This is a genomic window from Ferrovibrio terrae (assembly GCF_943372915.1).
In the GTDB taxonomy this organism is placed as follows: Bacteria; Pseudomonadota; Alphaproteobacteria; order Ferrovibrionales; family Ferrovibrionaceae; genus Ferrovibrio; species Ferrovibrio terrae_A.
Map to the genome: position 1 here is coordinate 17,659 of NZ_CALSAN010000016.1, position 17,439 is coordinate 35,097.

Consider the following 17,439-nt stretch of genomic DNA (forward strand, 5'->3'; position numbering starts at 1 on the left):
CTGAGTCTAGCGCAGGCCGCGTGGCATCGCGAGGCCGGTGTTAGGTCAGTGTCTTGTAGAAAAACGCGCAGGGCTGTGCGGCCGTTCCATCCGCCGACAGAGCATAGCCTGGCATGATGCCGAGCAGGATATAGCCGAGGCTGTGATAAAGCGGCTCGGCAGCACTGCCATGCTCGGTATCCAGTGTCAGTAGGCTGCGACCATGGCGGCGTGCTTCGGACTCGATGGCCTGCATCAGCGCGCGCGCCAGACCCCGCCGCCGTGCCCGGCTGTGCACCAGCAGTTTCTTCACATCGGCGCGATGCGGCTGGTTGGGCGGCGTATCGAGGCCCAGCATGACGGTGCCGGCGATATCGCCGTCCTGTCTGGCCACAAGCAGGACCGCCTTGCCGGTGCGCAAGTCCGGCAGCTGGCGCTGCCAGTAGGCGCGCGCATCGGCCAACGGAAACGGCTGCACGAAATTGACGCTGGCGCCATGCAGCACGCTGTCGTGCAGCACCGTGGCAAGATCATCCAGTGCGGCTTCGGCGCCGGCGGCATCCAGGATGGCGATGGTCATGACTGCAACATCCGCTGCAGGAAAACCAGGTCGAGCCAGCGGTCGAATTTCCAGCCTGAATCGCGGATCAGCCCGGTGCGCGTGAAACCCAGCTTTTCATGCAGGCGCAGGCTGGCGGCATTTTCCGCCGTAATCGCCGCCACCATGCTGCGCAGGCCGCGCTGGGTCGCCACGGTGACCAGGGCTGCGAGCAGCTTTTGTCCGATGCCCTGGCCGCGCCGGTCGGGTGCGATGTAGATCGCATTCTCCACGCAATAGAGGAAGGCCGGCCACGGGCGGAACTGGCCGAAGCTGCTGTAGCCCACGACAGCCGCGCCATCGGTGGCAACCAGCACCGGCAGCTTCTGGTCGGCTTTCATCGTCATCCAGTCGCGCTGGGCCTGCGGCTCGCGCGCGACATAGTCAAACACGGCCGTGGTATTCAGCACGGCATCGTTGTAGATGGCGCGGATCGCTTCTGAATCCTCAAGTGTGGCGTCCCGAATCTCGATCATCGTGTCTTCCGTCTGGCAATCGTCACAAGGTAGCGGCAGGGCTCGCCGGTTTCGTTGGCGAAGGCATGCGGCTGGTCCAGCGCGCAATGCAGGCAATCGCCGGGGCCGATCAGGAAATGCTCGGCGCCGCTTTCAAAACGCAGCTGGCCACTGATGCCGAGGATGTGCTGGTCATAGGCGCCGAGCGGCAGCGCGGGATAGGCGATGCGTGCGCCCGGCGGCAGGGTGGCCTGCACGATTTCCACCGACGAGCCGGTGCCGGCCGGTGTCACGGCGCGGCGCTCAAAGCCGGTTTCCGGGTCGCGCCAGACCGGCTGGGCGGCGGCGGTCAGCAGCACCAGGCTTTTATCCTCCACCGCTGCCATCAGACCGGACAGGGTGATGTCGAGGCCGGCACAGAGCCGGCCCAGCAGGGCGGCGGTCGGGCTGGCTTCACGGCGCTCGATCCGGGAGATCATCGGCTTGCTGACCCCGCTGCGGGTGGCCAGATCGGCCAGCGACAGGCCCAGTTCCTCGCGGCGGCTTTTCAGCCGGCCGGCGATGCGGGCCTCGATATCGTCTGAAGCGGCGGGTGTCTCATTCATAAGACAATCGTCTATTATATAAGACAATATCGGTCAAGCTGGGTTTGCTAACGCCTGCTCCTATGTCAGAGCATGTAAAGACCGTGGAGAGATGCATGCGCCGATTCCTGACTGCTCCCCTGCTGCTGGCCATGCTGGCGGCGCCCGTGGCCGTGGCCCAGCCGGTTCCGGTCATCCGCACCGAGGCTGCCAGCCTGCGGGTGGTGACGGTGGCCAGCGGCCTGGAAAATCCCTGGGGCATGGCCTTCCTGCCCGATGGCCGCATCCTGGTGACCGAGCGGCCGGGGCGCATGCGGGTGGTAGCCAAGGATGGTGCGCTGTCGCCACCGTTGGGCAATGTGCCGAAGGTGTATGACAGCGGTCAGGGCGGCCTGCTGGATGTCACGCTCGATCCGGATTTCGCGCGCAGCCGCCTGCTGTATTTCACCTACGCCGAACCCGGCGACGGCGGCGCCGGTACGGCGCTGGCCACCGCCGTCTTCAACGAGACCACTCTGACCGATGTGAAGGTGCTGTTCCGCCAGCAGCCGAAGGTCTCCGGCGGTCTGCATTTCGGCAGCCGTGTCGTGGTGGGCAGTGATGGCAAGCTGTGGCTTGGTGTCGGTGAGCGCTACCGGCGCGATGAAGCGCAGAATCTGAACGTGCATCTGGGCAAGCTGCTGCGGCTGAACAAGGATGGCAGCGTGCCGGCGGACAATCCTTTTGTCGGTCGCAGCGATGCGCGCCCGGAAATCTGGTCTTACGGGCATCGCAATATCCAGGGCATGGCGCGGCACCCGCAGACCGGCATCGTCTGGCTGCACGAACATGGCGCCCAGGGTGGTGACGAAATCAACATCCCCGAGCGGGCGAAGAACTATGGCTGGCCAGTGATCACCCACGGCATCGATTATTCAGGTGCGAAGATCGGCGTCGGTACGGCGGCACCGGGCATGGAGCAGCCGCTGCTGCACTGGACGCCGTCAATCGCGCCCTCGGGCATGGCCTTCTATAGCGGCAGCAAGATGCCGGGCTGGACCGGCAACCTGTTTGTCGGTTCGCTGAAATTCGGCACCCTGCATCGCGTGGTGCTGGATGGCACGCGCGTGGTGCGGCAGGAGCAGATGCTGAAGGAGATCGGCGACAATATCCGCGACGTGCGCGACGGGCCCGATGGTTTCCTCTATCTCGCCACCGACAGTCCGCGCGGTCGCATCCTGCGGCTGGAACCCGCCCCTTAGGCAACAAAAAGCCCGGCATCTTGGCGATGCCGGGCTTTTCGTCAGGGCCGCATCAGTCGGCCTTGGTTTCTTCTTCCTCTTCGGTATCCGGATCGGCATCGGGCTCGCCAAAGGATGGCGGGGTGTCCTCGGCGTCGTCGGCTTTTTCCTCGATCGTCGGATCGCTTTGCAGTTCGATCTGGATCGTGTTGGGATCGACACCGGTGCCGCGATCCAGCATGCCGGTCACCATTTCCGGGAAGGCGATCACCAGGCCGACCATGATGATCTGGATGCAGACGAAGGGCACCGCGCCCCAGTAGATCTGGCCGGTGGTCACCCGGGGCGTCAGCTTGCCGGTGATCTTGTCGATATAATCGGCCACTGGCGCCACGCTGCGCAGGTAGAACAGCGCGAAGCCGAACGGCGGGTGCATGAACGAGGTCTGCATGTTCACACCCAGCAGTACGCCGAACCAGATCAGGTCGATGCCCAGCTTTTCGGCCGCCGGCCCCAGCAGCGGCACGACGATGAAGGCCAGCTCGAAGAAATCGAGGAAGAAGGCCAGCAGGAAGACCATGATGTTGACGACGATCAGGAAGCCGAGCTGGCCGCCAGGCAGGCTGGTCAGCAGATGCTCGACCCAGAGGTCGCCGTTCACCGCGCGGAAGGTCAGGCCGAACACGGTCGAACCGATCAGGATGAAGATCACGAAGGCCGACAGCTTGGCGGTTGAGTCCATCGCCTGACGCATCAGCGACCAGTCCAGCTTGCGCTTCATCAGCGCCAGGATCATGGCGCCGGCCGCGCCCATGGCGCCGCCTTCGGTCGGCGTGGCAACGCCGATGAAGATGGTGCCGAGCACCAGGAAGATCAGCACCAGCGGCGGCACCAGCGACACCAGCACGCGGATGAGCAGTTGCATGCCGCGCAGCGAGCGGGCTTCCATCGGCAGCGCCGGCGCCGCCTTGGGGAAGATGATGGTGACCATGAAGACATAGCCGGCATAGAGTGCCGACAGGATCAGGCCCGGGATCAGCGCGCCGGCATACATGTCGCCGACCGAACGGCCGAGCTGGTCGGCCATCACGATCAGCACCAGGCTGGGCGGGATGATCTGGGCCAGCGTGCCCGAGGCGGCAATGACACCGCTGGCCAGCTTACGGTCGTAGCCATAGCGCAGCATGATCGGCAGCGAGATCAGGCCCATCGAAATCACCGAGGCCGCCACCACGCCGGTGGTTGCCGCCAGCAATGCGCCGACGAAGATCACCGCATAGGCGAGGCCGCCACGCAGCGGGCCGAACAGCTGGCCGATGGTGTCGAGCAGGTCTTCCGCCATGCCGGATCGTTCGAGGATCAGGCCCATGAAGGTGAAGAAGGGAATCGCCAGCAGCGTGTCGTTGCGCATGATGCCGAACACGCGTTCGGGCAGCGCCTGCAGCAGGGCCGGCGTCAGCAGGCCCAGCTCGATGCCGATGAAGGCGAAGATCAGGCCGTTGGCGGCCAGCGCGAAGGCGACCGGATAACCGAACAGCAGGAAGAAGACCAGCGCCACAAACATCAGTGGCGCCATGTTGTCGATCAGGAACTGTGTCATTTTTCTTACTCCGCGGCGCCTTCGACGGGGCTATGGGCATCCTGTTTTTTCGGTGCCGGGTTCGGGATCAGGCCCTGCAGGAACGCGATGCGCTTGATCAGCTCCGACAGGCCCTGAAGGATCAGGAACAGGAAGCCGATCGGGATCAGCACCTTCACCGGCCAGCGGATCAGGCCGCCCGCATCGCTCGACATTTCGTTGCGTACGAAAGAGTCGACCACCGCGGGCAGGGACAGATACATGATGCCGATGGCCATCGGCAGCAGGAACAGCACGGTGCCGATGATGTCGATCCAGGTGAGCGTGCGCTCGGAAAAGCGGCTGACGATCACGTCGATGCGGATATGCTCGTTGCGCAGCAGCGTATAGCCGGCGCAGAGCAGGAAGACGGCAGAGAACAGATACCACTGCACTTCCAGCCAGGCATTCGAGCTGTTGTGGAAGATGTAGCGCACCGAGGCATTGCCGGCGCTGATCACCACGGCGACGAGGATGGCCCAATAGACCATGCGGCCGACCCAGTCGTTGAAACGGTCAACGGCTGAACTGAAAGCCAAGAGCAGACGCATGCAATAAATCCCCCTTCACAGCAGGCCGATGATGAATGGCCGTCGTGACCCGAATGGTTGATGTGGCGCCGGATCTTGCCTGCAGGCGGATCCGGAACCGGCGTTCCCTGTTGCGGGGCGTATTTATTCTATGCGGATCGCTCGATAAAGCCCCGGCCGGCGACCGGGGCCATTTATAATCGACATGCCCCGGTCAGGGCACGAAAAATTTCATAAATTTTAGGGGTTTAGGACCGTCCGCCGGCAAGGGATATCCCCCCGGTTCAGCCCATTTCGCCGGTATTGGTGTTATAATTGTTAATGATCCGGTGCAGCACATCCAGCTGGTTGCGGGCAATCGGGTCCTGGCCGTTGAGAATCAGGGTGAGGGCCACCCGGGTAATGCCCAATTTCGAGGCAACCTGGTCCAGGTTAATTCCGCGCGCCCGACAGGCCACGGTGATCTGGTCAAACGAACCCTTGTCGAGAAAGACGCGGCCCCATTCGTCGCGGCCGGTCAGCCGGATCGGCTTGATCTCCAGCGTGGCAGTCTTGGCGGCGCGCGGCGCCGGCGCCGCGGCCGGCCGGCCGGTGGGCACGCTGCGCTGGGTCGGTCGCCAGTCCGGGTCGCGTTCGAAGACCTCGAGCTGGGGCGCCTGCTCCATCAGATGGCTGAGCATCTGGCGCATATGGATCAGCAGCTGGTCGGCGGTGCCGCCGGCTTCGGGGCCGTCGACCAGCAGGCTGCTCAGTTCTTCCAGCCGCTTCAGCCGCGAGGCAAAGAATTCACGCGCGCCATAGGGCAGGGCCGAGCGTGCCTCGATCAGGTTCTCGAGATAGCTCTGTTTGACGTCGATCTCGACTTTGAGGATTTTCGCGCGCAACTGCGACACGAAGCGGCGCAGTTCATCGCGGCGGCCGGTCTTCAGCACCGAGAGCCGCCCTTCGGCGATCTCGGCGGCCTGGTGGAAGTCGTCGACCAGGGTGGAGAATTTGCGGAAGCCAGTGACGGTGTTGCGCTTCTCGTTCACATCTTCAGTGAATTTGAAGATGTACATGGCGCGCTGTTCGATACGCGAAACCAGTTCGTTGGCTTCCTGGCTATGCGCTTGGTTATCGGCGATCATCCGCGGGATACTGGCTGGTGTATGTTACATTAACCTTAACACATTCCAGTTGCAGAGGAACCAGCCGGTTACCCCCTCAAAAGGATAGGATGCAATGCGGTGCGCCGGCCGGTTAGCGGTTGCCATGACCGGCCGGCGCATGCCGCGCATCAGGCCGCTGCGGTCAGGCCCTGCTGAGACACCCAGGCAAGCGTCTTGGCCAAGGCGCGCTCGAACCGGTCGAACAGCTCGTCGATTTCGCTTTCGGTGATGATCATCGGCGGGCAGAAGCCGATCACGTCGCCGGCCATCGCGCGGATGATCAGGCCTTCCTCCTGGGCAAAGCCCATGCAGGCGGCGCCGACGCCGGCGGTGGGGGCGAAGTTGGCGCGTGTCTTCTTGTTGGCGACCAGTTCGGTGGCGCCGATCAGGCCGGTGCCGCGCGCTTCGCCAACCAGCGGATGGTCGGCCAGCTTTTTCAGGCGGGCCTGGAAGCGCGGTGCCACGGCATTCACATGGCCGACGATGTTGCGTTCTTCGTAGATCTGCAGCGTGCGCAGCGCCACGGCGGCTGCTACCGGATGGCCGCCATAGGTGAAGCCATGGCCGAAGGTGCCGATCTTGCCCGAATTGTCGCGGATCACCTCATAGACATGCTCGGGCACCAGCACGGCCGAGATCGGCAGATAGGCGCTGGAGAGCTGCTTGGCGCAGGAGATGAAGTCGGGTTTGTAGTCAAACGTCTGCGCGCCCCACCAGTTGCCGGTGCGGCCGAAACCGCAGATCACTTCGTCTGAGACGCTGAGGATGTCGTATTTCTTCAGCACGGCCTGCATGGCGGGGAAATAGCCCTTGGGCGGCAGGATCACGCCGCCGGCGCCCATGATCGGCTCGGCGAAGAAGGCCGCGACATTGTCGGGCCCCTCCTGGAGAATGAAGTCCTCCAGATTCTTGGCCAGGCGGGTGACGAACTCGGCCTCGCTCTCGCCGTCCTGTGCAAAGCGGTAATAATGCGGGCAATCGACATGCTTGATGCGTGCGATCGGCAGGTCGAAATCCTTATGATTCGCCGGCAGACCGGTCAGGCTGGCGCTGGCGACGGTGACGCCGTGATAGCCCTTGATGCGCGACAGGATGGTTTTCTTCTCGGGTTTGCCGCGCGCGTTGTTGTAATACCAGATCAGCTTGATCAGCGTGTCATTGGCACCCGAGCCACCCTCGGCGAAGAACACCTTCGCCAGCTTGATCGGGCTCAGTTCCTTCAGCTTCTCTGCCAGTTCCACCACGGGTCCGGTCGTCTTGTGGCCGAAACCGTGATAGTAGGGCAGCTTGCGCATCTGCTCGATGGCGGCATCGACCAGCGATGCTTCGCTGAAGCCCAGGCCGGCGCACCACAGGCCGGCCATGCCCTCGATATATTCCTTGTCCTGGTCGTCATAGACATAAATGCCCTTGCCGCGTTCGATCACCAGCGGTCCGACGGTCTCGTGCTTCACCAGATTGGTATAGGGATGCAGCACATGGGCGATGTCGCGGGCGGCCATCGAGTTGGGCAACTGGGGAGTCGGCATTGGATCAACCTGTCTGTGGGGTCCGGGAGAGGTACTCAGTAGACGGCGAAATCGGCGATCTGTCAAAACTTCGACTCTACCGATGACGCAAATCGCTGGTTACACTGGGGCCATGTCTTCCCCTGGTATCGCCCCGAACATCACGCTGGTTTCACCGGCCGATGGCCTCACGCTGTCGGGCTATGCCTGGCTGCCGCCGGCAGACTCGATTCAGGCGGTGGTGGTGATCGCCCATGGCATGGCCGAACATGCCGGGCGCTATGCCCGCTTCGCCGCTGCCCTGAACGGCGCCGGCTTTGCCGCCTATGGCTTCGATCATCGCGGCCATGGCCATTCCGTGCCCGGCCCGGAACTGCTCGGTCATATGGGCGATACCGATACCTGGAATCGCGCGGTCGGCGATCTGGCGGCCGCTTGCCGGCTGGCGCAGCAGCGCCATCCCGGCAAGCCTGTGCTGCTGTTTGCCCATTCGATGGGGTCGTTCATGGCCCAGCAGCTGCTCTACGAGCATGGCGATCTGCTGGCCGGCTGCGTGCTCTGCGGCTCGAACGGCAAGCCGCCGGCGATCGCAGGGCTTGGCCGGCTGGTGACCCGGCTGGAGCGCCTGCGGCGCGGCCGGCGTGGCATCAGCCCGCTGGTGCAGGCCCTGTCCTTCGATGCCTTCAACAAACGGTTCCAGCCGCAGCGCACCGATTTCGACTGGCTGTCGCGCGACCCGGCCGAGGTGGACAAATACATTGCCGATCCCTTCTGCGGCTTTCCGATCACGGTGCAGTCCTGGGTCGATTTTCTGGATGGGCTGGCCGCCATCGCGCGGCCCGAGCACCAGGCCCGCATCCCCAAGACCCTGCCGGTCTTTGTCATAGCCGGCCGGCATGATCCGGTTTCCGGCGGCGGCCGCGGCTTGCAACAGCTGCTGGATGCCTATGCCGCGGCCGGCCTGACGCGGGTGGAAAGTCGTTTCTACGACGCAGCGCGCCACGAACTGCTGAATGAAACCAACCGCGACGCCGTAACGGCGGATATCATCGCCTTCTTCCGGCGCTGCCTGTAGCCGGGTTCGTTGCGCCTAGCGCGCGGGCGTGTCGCCGCCCGTCGGCGGTTGCGTGACCAGATTGTCGTAAATCCGGTTCAACAGAGTCTTCAGCGTCGCGATTTCCGCTTCGTTCAGGCCCGCCAGCGCCTCGCGCTCCAGGATCTGCGCCGCCGGGATCAGGGTGGCGGTGGCGGCGGCGCCGACAGCAGTCAGCCGGATGGCAATTGCGCGGGCATCGTCACTGTCGCGGCTGCGGCTGACCAGGCCATTGGTTTCCAGCCCGCTGACCAGGCGCGACAGCGTCGAGACCTCGATGCTGGTGCGCACGGCCAGTTCGGTCAGGCGCTGACTGTCATGTTCGCGCAGTGCCGCCAGCACGCGCCAGTCCTGCAGCGTGACGCCGGCCTGGCGTAGCGCAGGGCCAAAACGTGCGGCGAGGGAAACGCCGGCGCGATTGATCAGGTAGGGCAGATACAGATCCAGCTTCAGCGGCGCTGGCGGCGGCAACACGGGATCGGGCTGTGATGGGGCAGGCTGCGACGCTGTGGACTGTGGGGCTGTCGACTGTGGCGCGGCCATGATGCTGCGCTGGGGAGCTGCGGCGTCAGGAGCCGAGCTTGCCCAGCACTGCCTCGATCTTCTGTCGCATGGTCGCCGCGTTGAACGGCTTCACCATATAGTTGTTCACGCCGGCCTGGATTGCAGTCTTCACCATTTCGGTGTCACGCTGGCCCGTTGCCATGATGAATGGCATGCGCTTGGTCAGCGGATTGCTGCGGATGGTCTTGAGCAGAGTCAGGCCATCCATCCCGTCCATGTTCCAGTCGGAGATGATCAGGTCGAATTTGTTGGAGCCGATGGCGACCAGGGCCTCAGCCCCGCTCTTCGCCTCGACAACATTCTTGATGCCGATTTCCTGCAAGCAATAACGCGCAATGCCGCGCATGCTCATCTGGTCATCGACAATCAAAACTCGCAGAGTGCTGGCCGAAGGCATATCGCTCGCTCTTCCCTCAACTCAACCAACGCCGGCCCTTCTGGCCGGTGGTGTCCAAATCAATGCCTAACATCATGGTTTTTATCCCAAAAAACAAGGTTTCTCAACGCTGTTTGCAACGGTTCAAAATCTCGGAGGCGATCTGGCTGATACCGATTTCCGCTTGCACTGCACCCATGAGTTTCGCGGCCTTGGGCATGCCGTAAACCAGGCTGGTCGACTCGTCCTGGCCGATCGTCTGGGCACCCGCTTCCAGCATTTTCTTAAGTCCGGTGGCGCCATCCTTGCCCATGCCGGTCAGGATCACGCCGATGGCATTGTGCCCGGCATGTTCGGCCACCGAGTTGAACAGCACATCGACCGAGGGCCGGTGCCCGGACACCGGGGCGTCGTGGTTCAGCTTGGTATAGTAGTGGCCGCCTGAGCGGTGCAGGGTCAGGTGAAAGTCGCCCGGGGCGATATAGACGTGGCCGGGGAAGACCCGGACATTGTCTTTCGCCTCGGTCACCGTGACGGCGGACAGCGAATCGAGCCGGGCGGCAAAGCTGCCGGTGAAGCGGGGCGGCATATGCTGGGTGATCAGTACCGGCGGACTGTCCGGCGGCAGGATGGTGATCACTTCCTTCAGCGCCTCGACACCGCCGGTTGAGGATCCGATCGCCACGATAATGTCGGTCGAGTTGAACCCCGGGCCCGGCGTCAGGCGCTTGGGCGACTGGCCCTCGACCGGCCGGTTGCGCGCCACCACCCGGGCGGTAGCGGCGGTCTTAACCTTGGCGATCAGATCCAGCTTGATCTCTTCCAGGGCATGCTTGATGTCCAGCGTCGGCTTGGGCACGAAGTCGACGGCGCCCATTTCCAGCGCCTGCATCGTGATATTGGCGCCCTTCTGCGTCAGGGTGGACACCATCACCACCGGCATTGGCCGCAGCCGCATGATCTTTTCCAGGAAGGAGATGCCGTCCATGTTCGGCATCTCGATATCCAGGGTCAGGACATCGGGGTTGAGTTCCTTGATCATGGTGCGGGCCACCAGCGGATCGGGGGCCGCGCCCACCACATCCAGCTCCGGGTCGCTCGACAGGGCGGCCGTCAGCAGCTGACGGATCAGCGCGCTGTCATCAACAATGAGAACCTTGATACGTTTGCCGGCCACTGCGCTGCTCCGCACGTCCCAGAATGATTATGCAATCTTGCGATGGATATTGCGGCCCAAGAGTTTGAACCGCTCGGTGATGCCAAACAGGTTCTCTGAATGGCCGATATAGAGGAAGCCGCCAGGCGCCAGCAGATTGGCGTAGCGGTCGAACAGCACGCGCTGGGTGTCCTTGTCGAAGTAGATCACGACATTGCGGCAGAAGATAACGTCGAACGGGCCCTTCATCGGCCAGTGGCTGACCAGATTGAGGTGCTTGAAGCTGATCAGGGCTCGGGCTTCGGCGACGACGCGCACCTTGTCGTCGCCATAGGGTTCGAAATATTTCTTGGCGATATCGGCCGGCATGCCTTCCAGCGACGCGGCGGGATAGATGCCTTCCGTGCCGCGGCGCACCATCTCGGTATCGATATCGGTGGCCAGGATTTTGGCATCCCATTGCTTGATGTCCGGCATCGCGCGCAACAGGGTAATGGCCGTCGAGTAGGGCTCTTCACCAGACGAACAGCCGGCCGACCAGATGCGCAGGCGCCGGCCCTGGCTCACCGCGCGGGCGCGGATTTCCTGCAGGGCGTTGGTGGCGAGATGCTCGAAATGATGGTTCTCGCGGAAGAATTTGGTCAGGTTGGTGGTCAGCGCATTCAGCGTGGTGCCCAGTTCATCGACGCCGGCGGGCGAGCCGATGAATTCAATATACTGGCGGAAGCCGCTCATGCCGAGCTTGCGCAGCCGCTTGGCCAGGCGGGCATAGACCATATTGTGCTTGGTCGGCCCCAGCTCGATGCCGGTTTTCTCCTTCAGCATGGAACGCAGGTAATCGTAATCGCCCGTGGAGAAGGCGAATTCGCGATCTTCGGTGCCGGGGGTCTCTGCTGTTCTGCTGTCGGCGGACATGTGATTGCGCTATCAGGCCGCGGATTCGGCGGGACCGGCCAGCATCGGCTTGCCGGTATTGTCTGCTGCTTCGAGCATGCGGCCGGCGAACATGCGCTCCAGGCCGATCAGGCCGACCATGCGCTCGCCAACGGTGATCAGGCCCTCCATGAAGCCCAGGCCGCTGACCTGCTCCATATCGGGCATCGGGCGGATTTCATCTTCGTTGATGGTGATGATGTCTGACACCGCGTCGACCAGGATGCCAACGATACGTGACGACACCGAAACGATGATCACGACGTTGTATTTGGTCGGCTCGGTGCGCGGCATGCCAAAGCGGGCGCGCAGGTCGAAGATCGGCACGATGGCGCCGCGCATGTTGATGACACCGCGCACCACTTCCGGCGTGTTCGGCAGCGGTGTGGTTTCCGACCAGGCGCGGATTTCGCGCACCGCCATGATGTCGACGCCGTATTCCTCGTTGCCAACCGTGAACGAAACCAGTTGGACGGTGCGGCTGGAGCGGGCGGTCTGTTCTGCGGATGCCATGACTGAACTCTCCTGATTTACGCGGCCGGCGCGGCCAGACGCGGAACCGAGCCGCGCTGTTGGCCCTCATGCTCGGCAATATGCTTGATGCCGGCGACGTCCAGAATCAGCGACACGCGGCCATTGCCCAGGATGGTGGCGGCGCCGACGCCGCGGATCGGATCGAAATTCTCTTCCAGGCTTTTGATAACCACCTGCTGCTGGCCGATGATCTCGTCCACCACCAGGCCCATCTTCGAGCCGTCTTCCAGTTCGACAATGATGATGAGCGCCTTGGTCGTGTCATCGATGCCATTCGGCACCTTGAAGATGCGATGCAGGTAGACCAGCGGTACATACTCACCGCGGATGCGCAGCAGCTGGCTCTGGTTGGCGACGATGTTGATCTGGTCCGGCTCGGGCCGCAGGCTTTCCACGATATTGGCGAGCGGCAGGATGTAGGACTGCACGCCGACCTTGAGCACCATGCCATCCAGCACCGCCAGCGTCAGCGGCAGGGTCAGGATGAAGCTCGAGCCCTGGCCCGGACGTGACTGGATATGCACGCGACCGCCGAGTGACTGGATATTCTGGCGCACCACGTCCATGCCGACGCCGCGGCCGGAAATATTGGACACCGTGTCGGCAGTGGAGAAGCCGGGCAGGAAGATCAGGTTGTCGATTTCTTCATTGCTCAGCACGGCATCGGGGGCGACCAGTTTTTTCTCGATCGCCTTTTTCATCACCTTTTCGCGGTTGATGCCGCGGCCGTCGTCGGTGATTTCGATCACGATGCGGCCACCGCGCTGGTCGGCGGAGACATGGATCACGCCTTCCGCAGGCTTGCCGGCGGCGGCGCGGTCTTCCGGGCTTTCGATGCCATGATCGCAGGAATTGCGGATCATGTGGGTCAGCGGATCACCCAGCTGCTCGATCACCGTCTTGTCGATTTCGGTGTTCTCGCCGCTCATGTCGAGACGGATTTTCTTGTTGGTCATCATCGCCAGTTCGCGCACCAGGCGCGGCAGGCGGGCAAACACGCTCTTCACCGGCTGGGCGCGCATCGCCATCACGCTTTCCTGCAGATCGCGGATGTGATGCGAGAGTTCGGCCAGGCCGTTGGCGAGTTCAGGATGCTGGTCGGCATGCAGATGCTCGGTCTGCTGCGCGATCATGGCATGCGTAATCACCAGCTCGCCAACCATGTTGACCAGCTTGTCGACGCGGTCGAGATCGACGCGGATCGAGCGGGCGGCCTTGGTCTCGCCGCCGGGTGCGCCACCACCGCCAGCAGCACCAGCACCGGGGCCGCCAGCACCAGCCTCAGGCTTGGGCGCGGCGGCAGCGGCCGGTTTCGGCGCTTCGGGCTTGGGCTGGGCAACGGGGGCCGCTGCGGCCGGGGCTTCGGCCTTGGGGGCCGCCTCGGGGGCGGGCTTGGCTTCTGCTGCAGGTTTTGCTGCTGCGGCCGGCGGGTTCAGGCAGGTGATCGAAAGCTCGCAGTCATCGAGCACGAATTCGAACACATCCTTGATCGCCTGTTCACCGCGATCGGTCTCGACCTCGAATTCCCACTTGATATAGGCGCCTTCGGGCTGGATCTGATCCAGGGCCGGCACGGCTTCGGCATCGGCCTTGGCCAGGAAGCCGCCCAGTTCGCGCAATTCGCGGATCAGGATCAGCGGCTCGTTGGCGCGCTGGTATAGCGCATCGCGCGGGGTGAATTTCACCAGGTATTTCAGCAGGGGCGCCTTGGCCGGCGCTGCTGGCGCGGCGGCAGGCGCTTCCGGTTCGGGCTCCGGCTCAGGCGCGGCGGCCGGGGCGGGCTCGGGTTCTGCATCCAGGCCGCCGCCACCTGCCAGCTGGGCATCCAGCGCGGCCAGGGCCGCATCGGCCGCATTCGGGTCGGCGTCGACGCCGATGGTGGCCGCCAGGTCGATCAGCGACTTGCGGCCTTCATTTTCGTGATCGGCGGGCAGCTCGGTACCGTTCTGCGCGGCCTTCACCAGATCAGACAGGATATCGGCGCAATGCAGCACCAGCAGCACGGAATCCGGCGTCGGCTCCAGCCGTCCGTCGCGCATGAGGTCGAGCACAGTCTCGAAAATATGCGCAAAAGCGACCAGGCGGTCGAAGCCGAATGCACCGGCGCCGCCCTTGATCGAATGGATGGCGCGGAACACGGCATTCAGCGTGTTGTTGTCGCCTTCGCCGGACTGCAGCGCCATCAGGTGACCTTCAAGGTCGCCCAGCAGCTCCTCGCATTCCGCGAAGAAGGTTTGTTTGAATTGGGCTAAGTCATCCATAGGCCGCGTCCCGCTTCTGCTCCGCGTCGCCGTTCCGCCATCGCCCGTTACGGGCTGACCTTACGGATTACCTCAAGCAGCTTGCCGGGATCGAACGGCTTGACGATCCATCCGGTGGCGCCGGCACTGCGGCCCTCCTCCTTCTTGGACTGACTGCTTTCGGTGGTGAGAATCAGAACCGGCGTCGCCTTGTTCTTCGGCTTCTTGCGCAGTTCCTTGATGAAGGTGATGCCATCCATCACCGGCATGTTGATGTCGGTGATGATGACATCAACAGTATTGGCGTCCAGAAGGTCGAGGCCTTCCTGGCCATTCTCGCCCTGGATGACCTCGAAGCCGCCCTGCTTGAGCGCGAACTGCAGCATCTGCAGCATCGTCTTCGAATCGTCGACAGTGAGAACCCGCTTGGTCATGTCTGTACCGGCCATTTCATGAGAAACGAAAACAGGCCCAGGTCGTCAAAGGCGCTGACGAAGGCATCACTGGGCGATTTCACGACAAAGGCGATGCCGTTCTGCTCCATATGCTGGGCGGCAGACAGCAGAATCTGGACACAGGGGGTGGACAGGCGTTCGACCGCGGCGGCGTCGATTACCACCTTGCCACCCTGGCTCATAATCTCGTGGAAACTGTGCAACAGCGGTTCGGCAGCCCGCAAATCCATGCTGGCTACCAAGCCGAGCTGGGTCGCGTCGTCAGCCTTCGTGATCGTGAACGGTTCCATCCACTCGCCCCCTGAGTACCCGCAGAGCGGGCACCGGCCGCGGCCGCCGGAACGACCGCACACCCTTATGAGGACAAGCCTAGCCGACGGCCTGCCGGGACGGAAGGGGGATGAGTCGGGGGGTTATCAAAAAACCACATTTCATCCGAGACTTCGGCGAACCCTTGGGTGCGCCGGTTCTTATTGGGCGCGGCCCAGATCGATGGTGGCGTGGCTTTGCGCCCGCATGGCGCGCTTGATTTCGTGATAGCGCTGCCGCAGCTCCTGGCGGGTGCCGCCGGCCAGCTGGAACATCAGCATGATGGCGCTTTCCAGATCATCGGCGCAGCGGCCGATGCTGTCCAGGTCGCCATCGGCCATTTCGGTCTCGCCGAGCTGGCGCAGATAATCCGCGATCCACAGGGAATGAACTGCAAGTTGTGAAAGCGACTGGCCGTGGAAGCGGGTTTCGGTGTTGAAGCGGTCGCCGATGCGGGGCAGGCGGCTCAGCGGCTGCGCGCGCGGCCCGGCATCCTCTGGCTCGATGTCTTCTGCTTCCACATCGATGATGGGATCGTCGGCCAGCCCGTGGCTGAAAGAACTCTGGCTGAACGGGTCATGGCTGAACGGGGCGTCATCGTGGCCCGAAGAATCCGAATCGCGCTCAGCGAACAACCCTTGATCGAGATCCACGGGTGTTCCAATCCCTGAAAAAGCAGATACAGAAGTCTCGAATCGGGACGTCTGTCCGATTCGGTTTGACCTTACCTGCGCCGATTCGGGGGGTCAAGGTCGAACCGCTAGATCGCGGGTCGGCCGATCGTAAAGCTACTAGCTATTGGGTTCTCGGCAGAATGGTGGCGGTTATCCGCCAATGCGCGCGCCGGTCTTGAGCACGACTTTTTCCAGACCGGAGACCAGCTCGCGGCCGATGGCACCACCATCGCCGCTGATCTTCTGGCTCAGCACCACATACAGGGCGTCGATATGCGGCGATACAACCGCGGCGCTGACATGTGCAGCCTCGGTGCTGAGGCAATATTCAAGGTAATTGCTGAGATAATGGGTAATCGTGGTGACCAGCGGGTAACCGAAAGTACCGCCGAGGCCCTTCATGTCCCAGCAGATGCGCAGCATCTTTTTAACGCTGTCGGCATCGTCCAGACTGGTCTGCTTGAGTTCTTCGAACGAGGCGCGCATGCGACCGAGATCGTCATCGGCCCATTTCGAATACATTTTATGGCCCAGCACTTGGATCGCGATCTCGGCTTCCTTGATCGCTTCCTTGTCGATACCGCCGGCACCAACCTTCATCTTCAGATAATTGGGTGGCGTAACGAACTCCGCGCCCTTCGAGGGTTTGGAGGCGCCGTCCGTCTTGGCGCGATCGTTGTCAGCCATGCTCATGACGCTCCTGGTGCGGTGACGTATCAGCCACTGCAATAACACGGGCAAAGTAAACGTCCTGTTTCATCACCGCAACCGAATAGAGCTGATCTGCATAAAGACTAGAACAGTTCCACATCGCTTTTTTCGGCGATTGCAGATTGGCCACGCTCTGCATCTTCAGATGGCGATCCCAGCAGATAATGCTGAAAATGTGCGCGCACCTGTTCTAGGGTCTGGCTGGCAATCAGGCCTTCGCCCCAGCCAGCGGCGCGTTCGGTCAGGCGCGGCGCCCAGTCGCGTCCTGATTGATCGCGGATAATGTCTTCGACATAGCGCAGCGCATTGATCACATGCTGCTGGCGCTGGCTGCGCAGGTCATCCCCCTGCATCAGGCTGATGGCTTCACCCATCAAGGGGGAGTCCGGCAGCTGCTTGCCCAGTTCCACCAGCTTGGCCGCAAAGGCCTGGCCGTTGCTGTTCTGGACTTTCTGCAGGTCCTCGACCTCTTCCTTGAGGGCGAGCAGGACAAGCGCGATGAAATCCAGCAGTTCGCGCGACGCGGCCGGCCCGATGCCGATTTCCGCGCTGCCCGATGGCGTACTCCGAGTGTTGTTAGGCAATGCCCCAGCCTTCCCCATGGGTTAACTCTTCCATACTTCCCGGCGGTTTGCACCCGTCGCCCGGCAAGCGCTTCTGGTATCTTTTATGCTTCGGCACCCTTCCGGATTACGACCGCTGGTTGTCATTGCGGTCGCACGCCCAATGATTGTCTGGCACTGTGGACAAATTC

At 62.8% G+C, this 17,439-nt stretch carries 20 protein-coding genes; 2 read left to right on the forward strand and 18 right to left on the reverse strand.

The features are described 5' to 3' along the window. Positions 1-40: 40 nt before the first annotated feature. Genes AAG821_RS12590 through AAG821_RS12600 form a run of 3 tightly spaced genes read right to left on the reverse strand, consistent with a single transcriptional unit; the run spans position 41 to position 1,637 of the window. On the reverse strand, positions 41-559 hold the full coding sequence (locus tag AAG821_RS12590) for a GNAT family N-acetyltransferase (protein WP_341912031.1): 519 nt from the start codon (positions 557-559) through the stop codon (positions 41-43). Next, the gene (locus AAG821_RS12595) at positions 556-1,053 is read right to left on the reverse strand and encodes an N-acetyltransferase family protein (RefSeq protein ID WP_341912029.1); all 498 of its coding nucleotides are present in this window, start codon (positions 1,051-1,053) and stop codon (positions 556-558) included. The genes AAG821_RS12590 and AAG821_RS12595 overlap by 4 nt, the downstream gene beginning before the upstream one ends. Next, positions 1,050-1,637: an XRE family transcriptional regulator gene (locus tag AAG821_RS12600; RefSeq protein WP_341912027.1), complete on the reverse strand. Its 588-nt coding sequence runs from the start codon at positions 1,635-1,637 to the stop codon at positions 1,050-1,052. Before AAG821_RS12600 ends, AAG821_RS12595 begins: the two co-directional genes overlap by 4 nt. 95 nt (positions 1,638-1,732) lie before the next feature. Between AAG821_RS12600 and AAG821_RS12605 the strand changes: the two genes are divergently transcribed. After that, positions 1,733-2,857, forward strand: coding sequence for a PQQ-dependent sugar dehydrogenase (locus tag AAG821_RS12605; RefSeq protein ID WP_341912025.1), 1,125 nt, complete (start codon positions 1,733-1,735; stop codon positions 2,855-2,857). A 52-nt stretch (positions 2,858-2,909) separates the two neighbouring features. On the opposite strand, the gene AAG821_RS12610 is transcribed toward AAG821_RS12605, so the two are convergent. The 4 genes from AAG821_RS12610 to AAG821_RS12625 all read right to left on the reverse strand — a co-directional run bounded on the left by AAG821_RS12610 (position 2,910) and on the right by AAG821_RS12625 (position 7,661). Further along, the gene (locus AAG821_RS12610; RefSeq protein WP_341912023.1) at positions 2,910-4,436 is read right to left on the reverse strand and encodes a TRAP transporter large permease subunit; all 1,527 of its coding nucleotides are present in this window, start codon (positions 4,434-4,436) and stop codon (positions 2,910-2,912) included. 5 nt (positions 4,437-4,441) lie between these two features. After that, on the reverse strand, positions 4,442-5,005 hold the full coding sequence (locus AAG821_RS12615) for a TRAP transporter small permease subunit (RefSeq protein WP_341912021.1): 564 nt from the start codon (positions 5,003-5,005) through the stop codon (positions 4,442-4,444). A gap of 263 nt (positions 5,006-5,268) precedes the next feature. Next, positions 5,269-6,111, reverse strand: coding sequence for a hypothetical protein (locus AAG821_RS12620; RefSeq protein WP_341912018.1), 843 nt, complete (start codon positions 6,109-6,111; stop codon positions 5,269-5,271). A 149-nt stretch (positions 6,112-6,260) separates the two neighbouring features. Then, entirely contained in the window at positions 6,261-7,661 is a 1,401-nt protein-coding gene (locus tag AAG821_RS12625) for an aspartate aminotransferase family protein (RefSeq protein WP_341912016.1), read from the reverse strand. 112 nt (positions 7,662-7,773) lie between these two features. Between AAG821_RS12625 and AAG821_RS12630 the strand changes: the two genes are divergently transcribed. After that, a complete protein-coding gene (locus AAG821_RS12630) occupies positions 7,774-8,715 on the forward strand; it encodes a lysophospholipase (RefSeq protein WP_341912014.1) in 942 nt (313 codons plus the stop codon). 15 nt (positions 8,716-8,730) lie between these two features. On the opposite strand, the gene AAG821_RS12635 is transcribed toward AAG821_RS12630, so the two are convergent. From AAG821_RS12635 to AAG821_RS12685, 11 genes are all read right to left on the reverse strand, one after another. After that, positions 8,731-9,207: a MarR family winged helix-turn-helix transcriptional regulator gene (locus AAG821_RS12635; RefSeq protein WP_341912013.1), complete on the reverse strand. Its 477-nt coding sequence runs from the start codon at positions 9,205-9,207 to the stop codon at positions 8,731-8,733. Between the two features lie 94 nt (positions 9,208-9,301). Then, complete coding sequence (locus tag AAG821_RS12640; protein WP_341912011.1) at positions 9,302-9,694, reverse strand: response regulator; 393 nt, start codon at positions 9,692-9,694, stop codon at positions 9,302-9,304. A 103-nt stretch (positions 9,695-9,797) separates the two neighbouring features. Then, entirely contained in the window at positions 9,798-10,850 is a 1,053-nt protein-coding gene (locus AAG821_RS12645) for a chemotaxis response regulator protein-glutamate methylesterase (RefSeq protein ID WP_341912009.1), read from the reverse strand. A gap of 27 nt (positions 10,851-10,877) precedes the next feature. Next, positions 10,878-11,744, reverse strand: coding sequence for a protein-glutamate O-methyltransferase (locus AAG821_RS12650; RefSeq protein WP_341912007.1), 867 nt, complete (start codon positions 11,742-11,744; stop codon positions 10,878-10,880). 12 nt (positions 11,745-11,756) lie between these two features. Beyond that, the gene (locus tag AAG821_RS12655) at positions 11,757-12,275 is read right to left on the reverse strand and encodes a chemotaxis protein CheW (protein ID WP_341912005.1); all 519 of its coding nucleotides are present in this window, start codon (positions 12,273-12,275) and stop codon (positions 11,757-11,759) included. 17 nt (positions 12,276-12,292) lie between these two features. Beyond that, on the reverse strand, positions 12,293-14,557 hold the full coding sequence (locus tag AAG821_RS12660) for a chemotaxis protein CheA (protein WP_341912004.1): 2,265 nt from the start codon (positions 14,555-14,557) through the stop codon (positions 12,293-12,295). 47 nt (positions 14,558-14,604) lie between these two features. Next, positions 14,605-14,970, reverse strand: a complete 366-nt coding sequence (locus tag AAG821_RS12665) for a response regulator (protein ID WP_341894951.1) — start codon at positions 14,968-14,970, stop codon at positions 14,605-14,607. Beyond that, positions 14,967-15,281, reverse strand: coding sequence for an STAS domain-containing protein (locus AAG821_RS12670; RefSeq protein ID WP_341912002.1), 315 nt, complete (start codon positions 15,279-15,281; stop codon positions 14,967-14,969). The genes AAG821_RS12665 and AAG821_RS12670 overlap by 4 nt, the downstream gene beginning before the upstream one ends. 180 nt (positions 15,282-15,461) lie before the next feature. Further along, positions 15,462-15,953, reverse strand: coding sequence for a hypothetical protein (locus tag AAG821_RS12675; protein WP_341912001.1), 492 nt, complete (start codon positions 15,951-15,953; stop codon positions 15,462-15,464). Positions 15,954-16,124: 171 nt separating this feature from the next. Continuing rightward, the gene (locus AAG821_RS12680; RefSeq protein ID WP_341911999.1) at positions 16,125-16,661 is read right to left on the reverse strand and encodes a hypothetical protein; all 537 of its coding nucleotides are present in this window, start codon (positions 16,659-16,661) and stop codon (positions 16,125-16,127) included. A gap of 107 nt (positions 16,662-16,768) precedes the next feature. Further along, the gene (locus AAG821_RS12685; RefSeq protein WP_341911997.1) at positions 16,769-17,287 is read right to left on the reverse strand and encodes a hypothetical protein; all 519 of its coding nucleotides are present in this window, start codon (positions 17,285-17,287) and stop codon (positions 16,769-16,771) included. Positions 17,288-17,439: the final 152 nt, after the last annotated feature.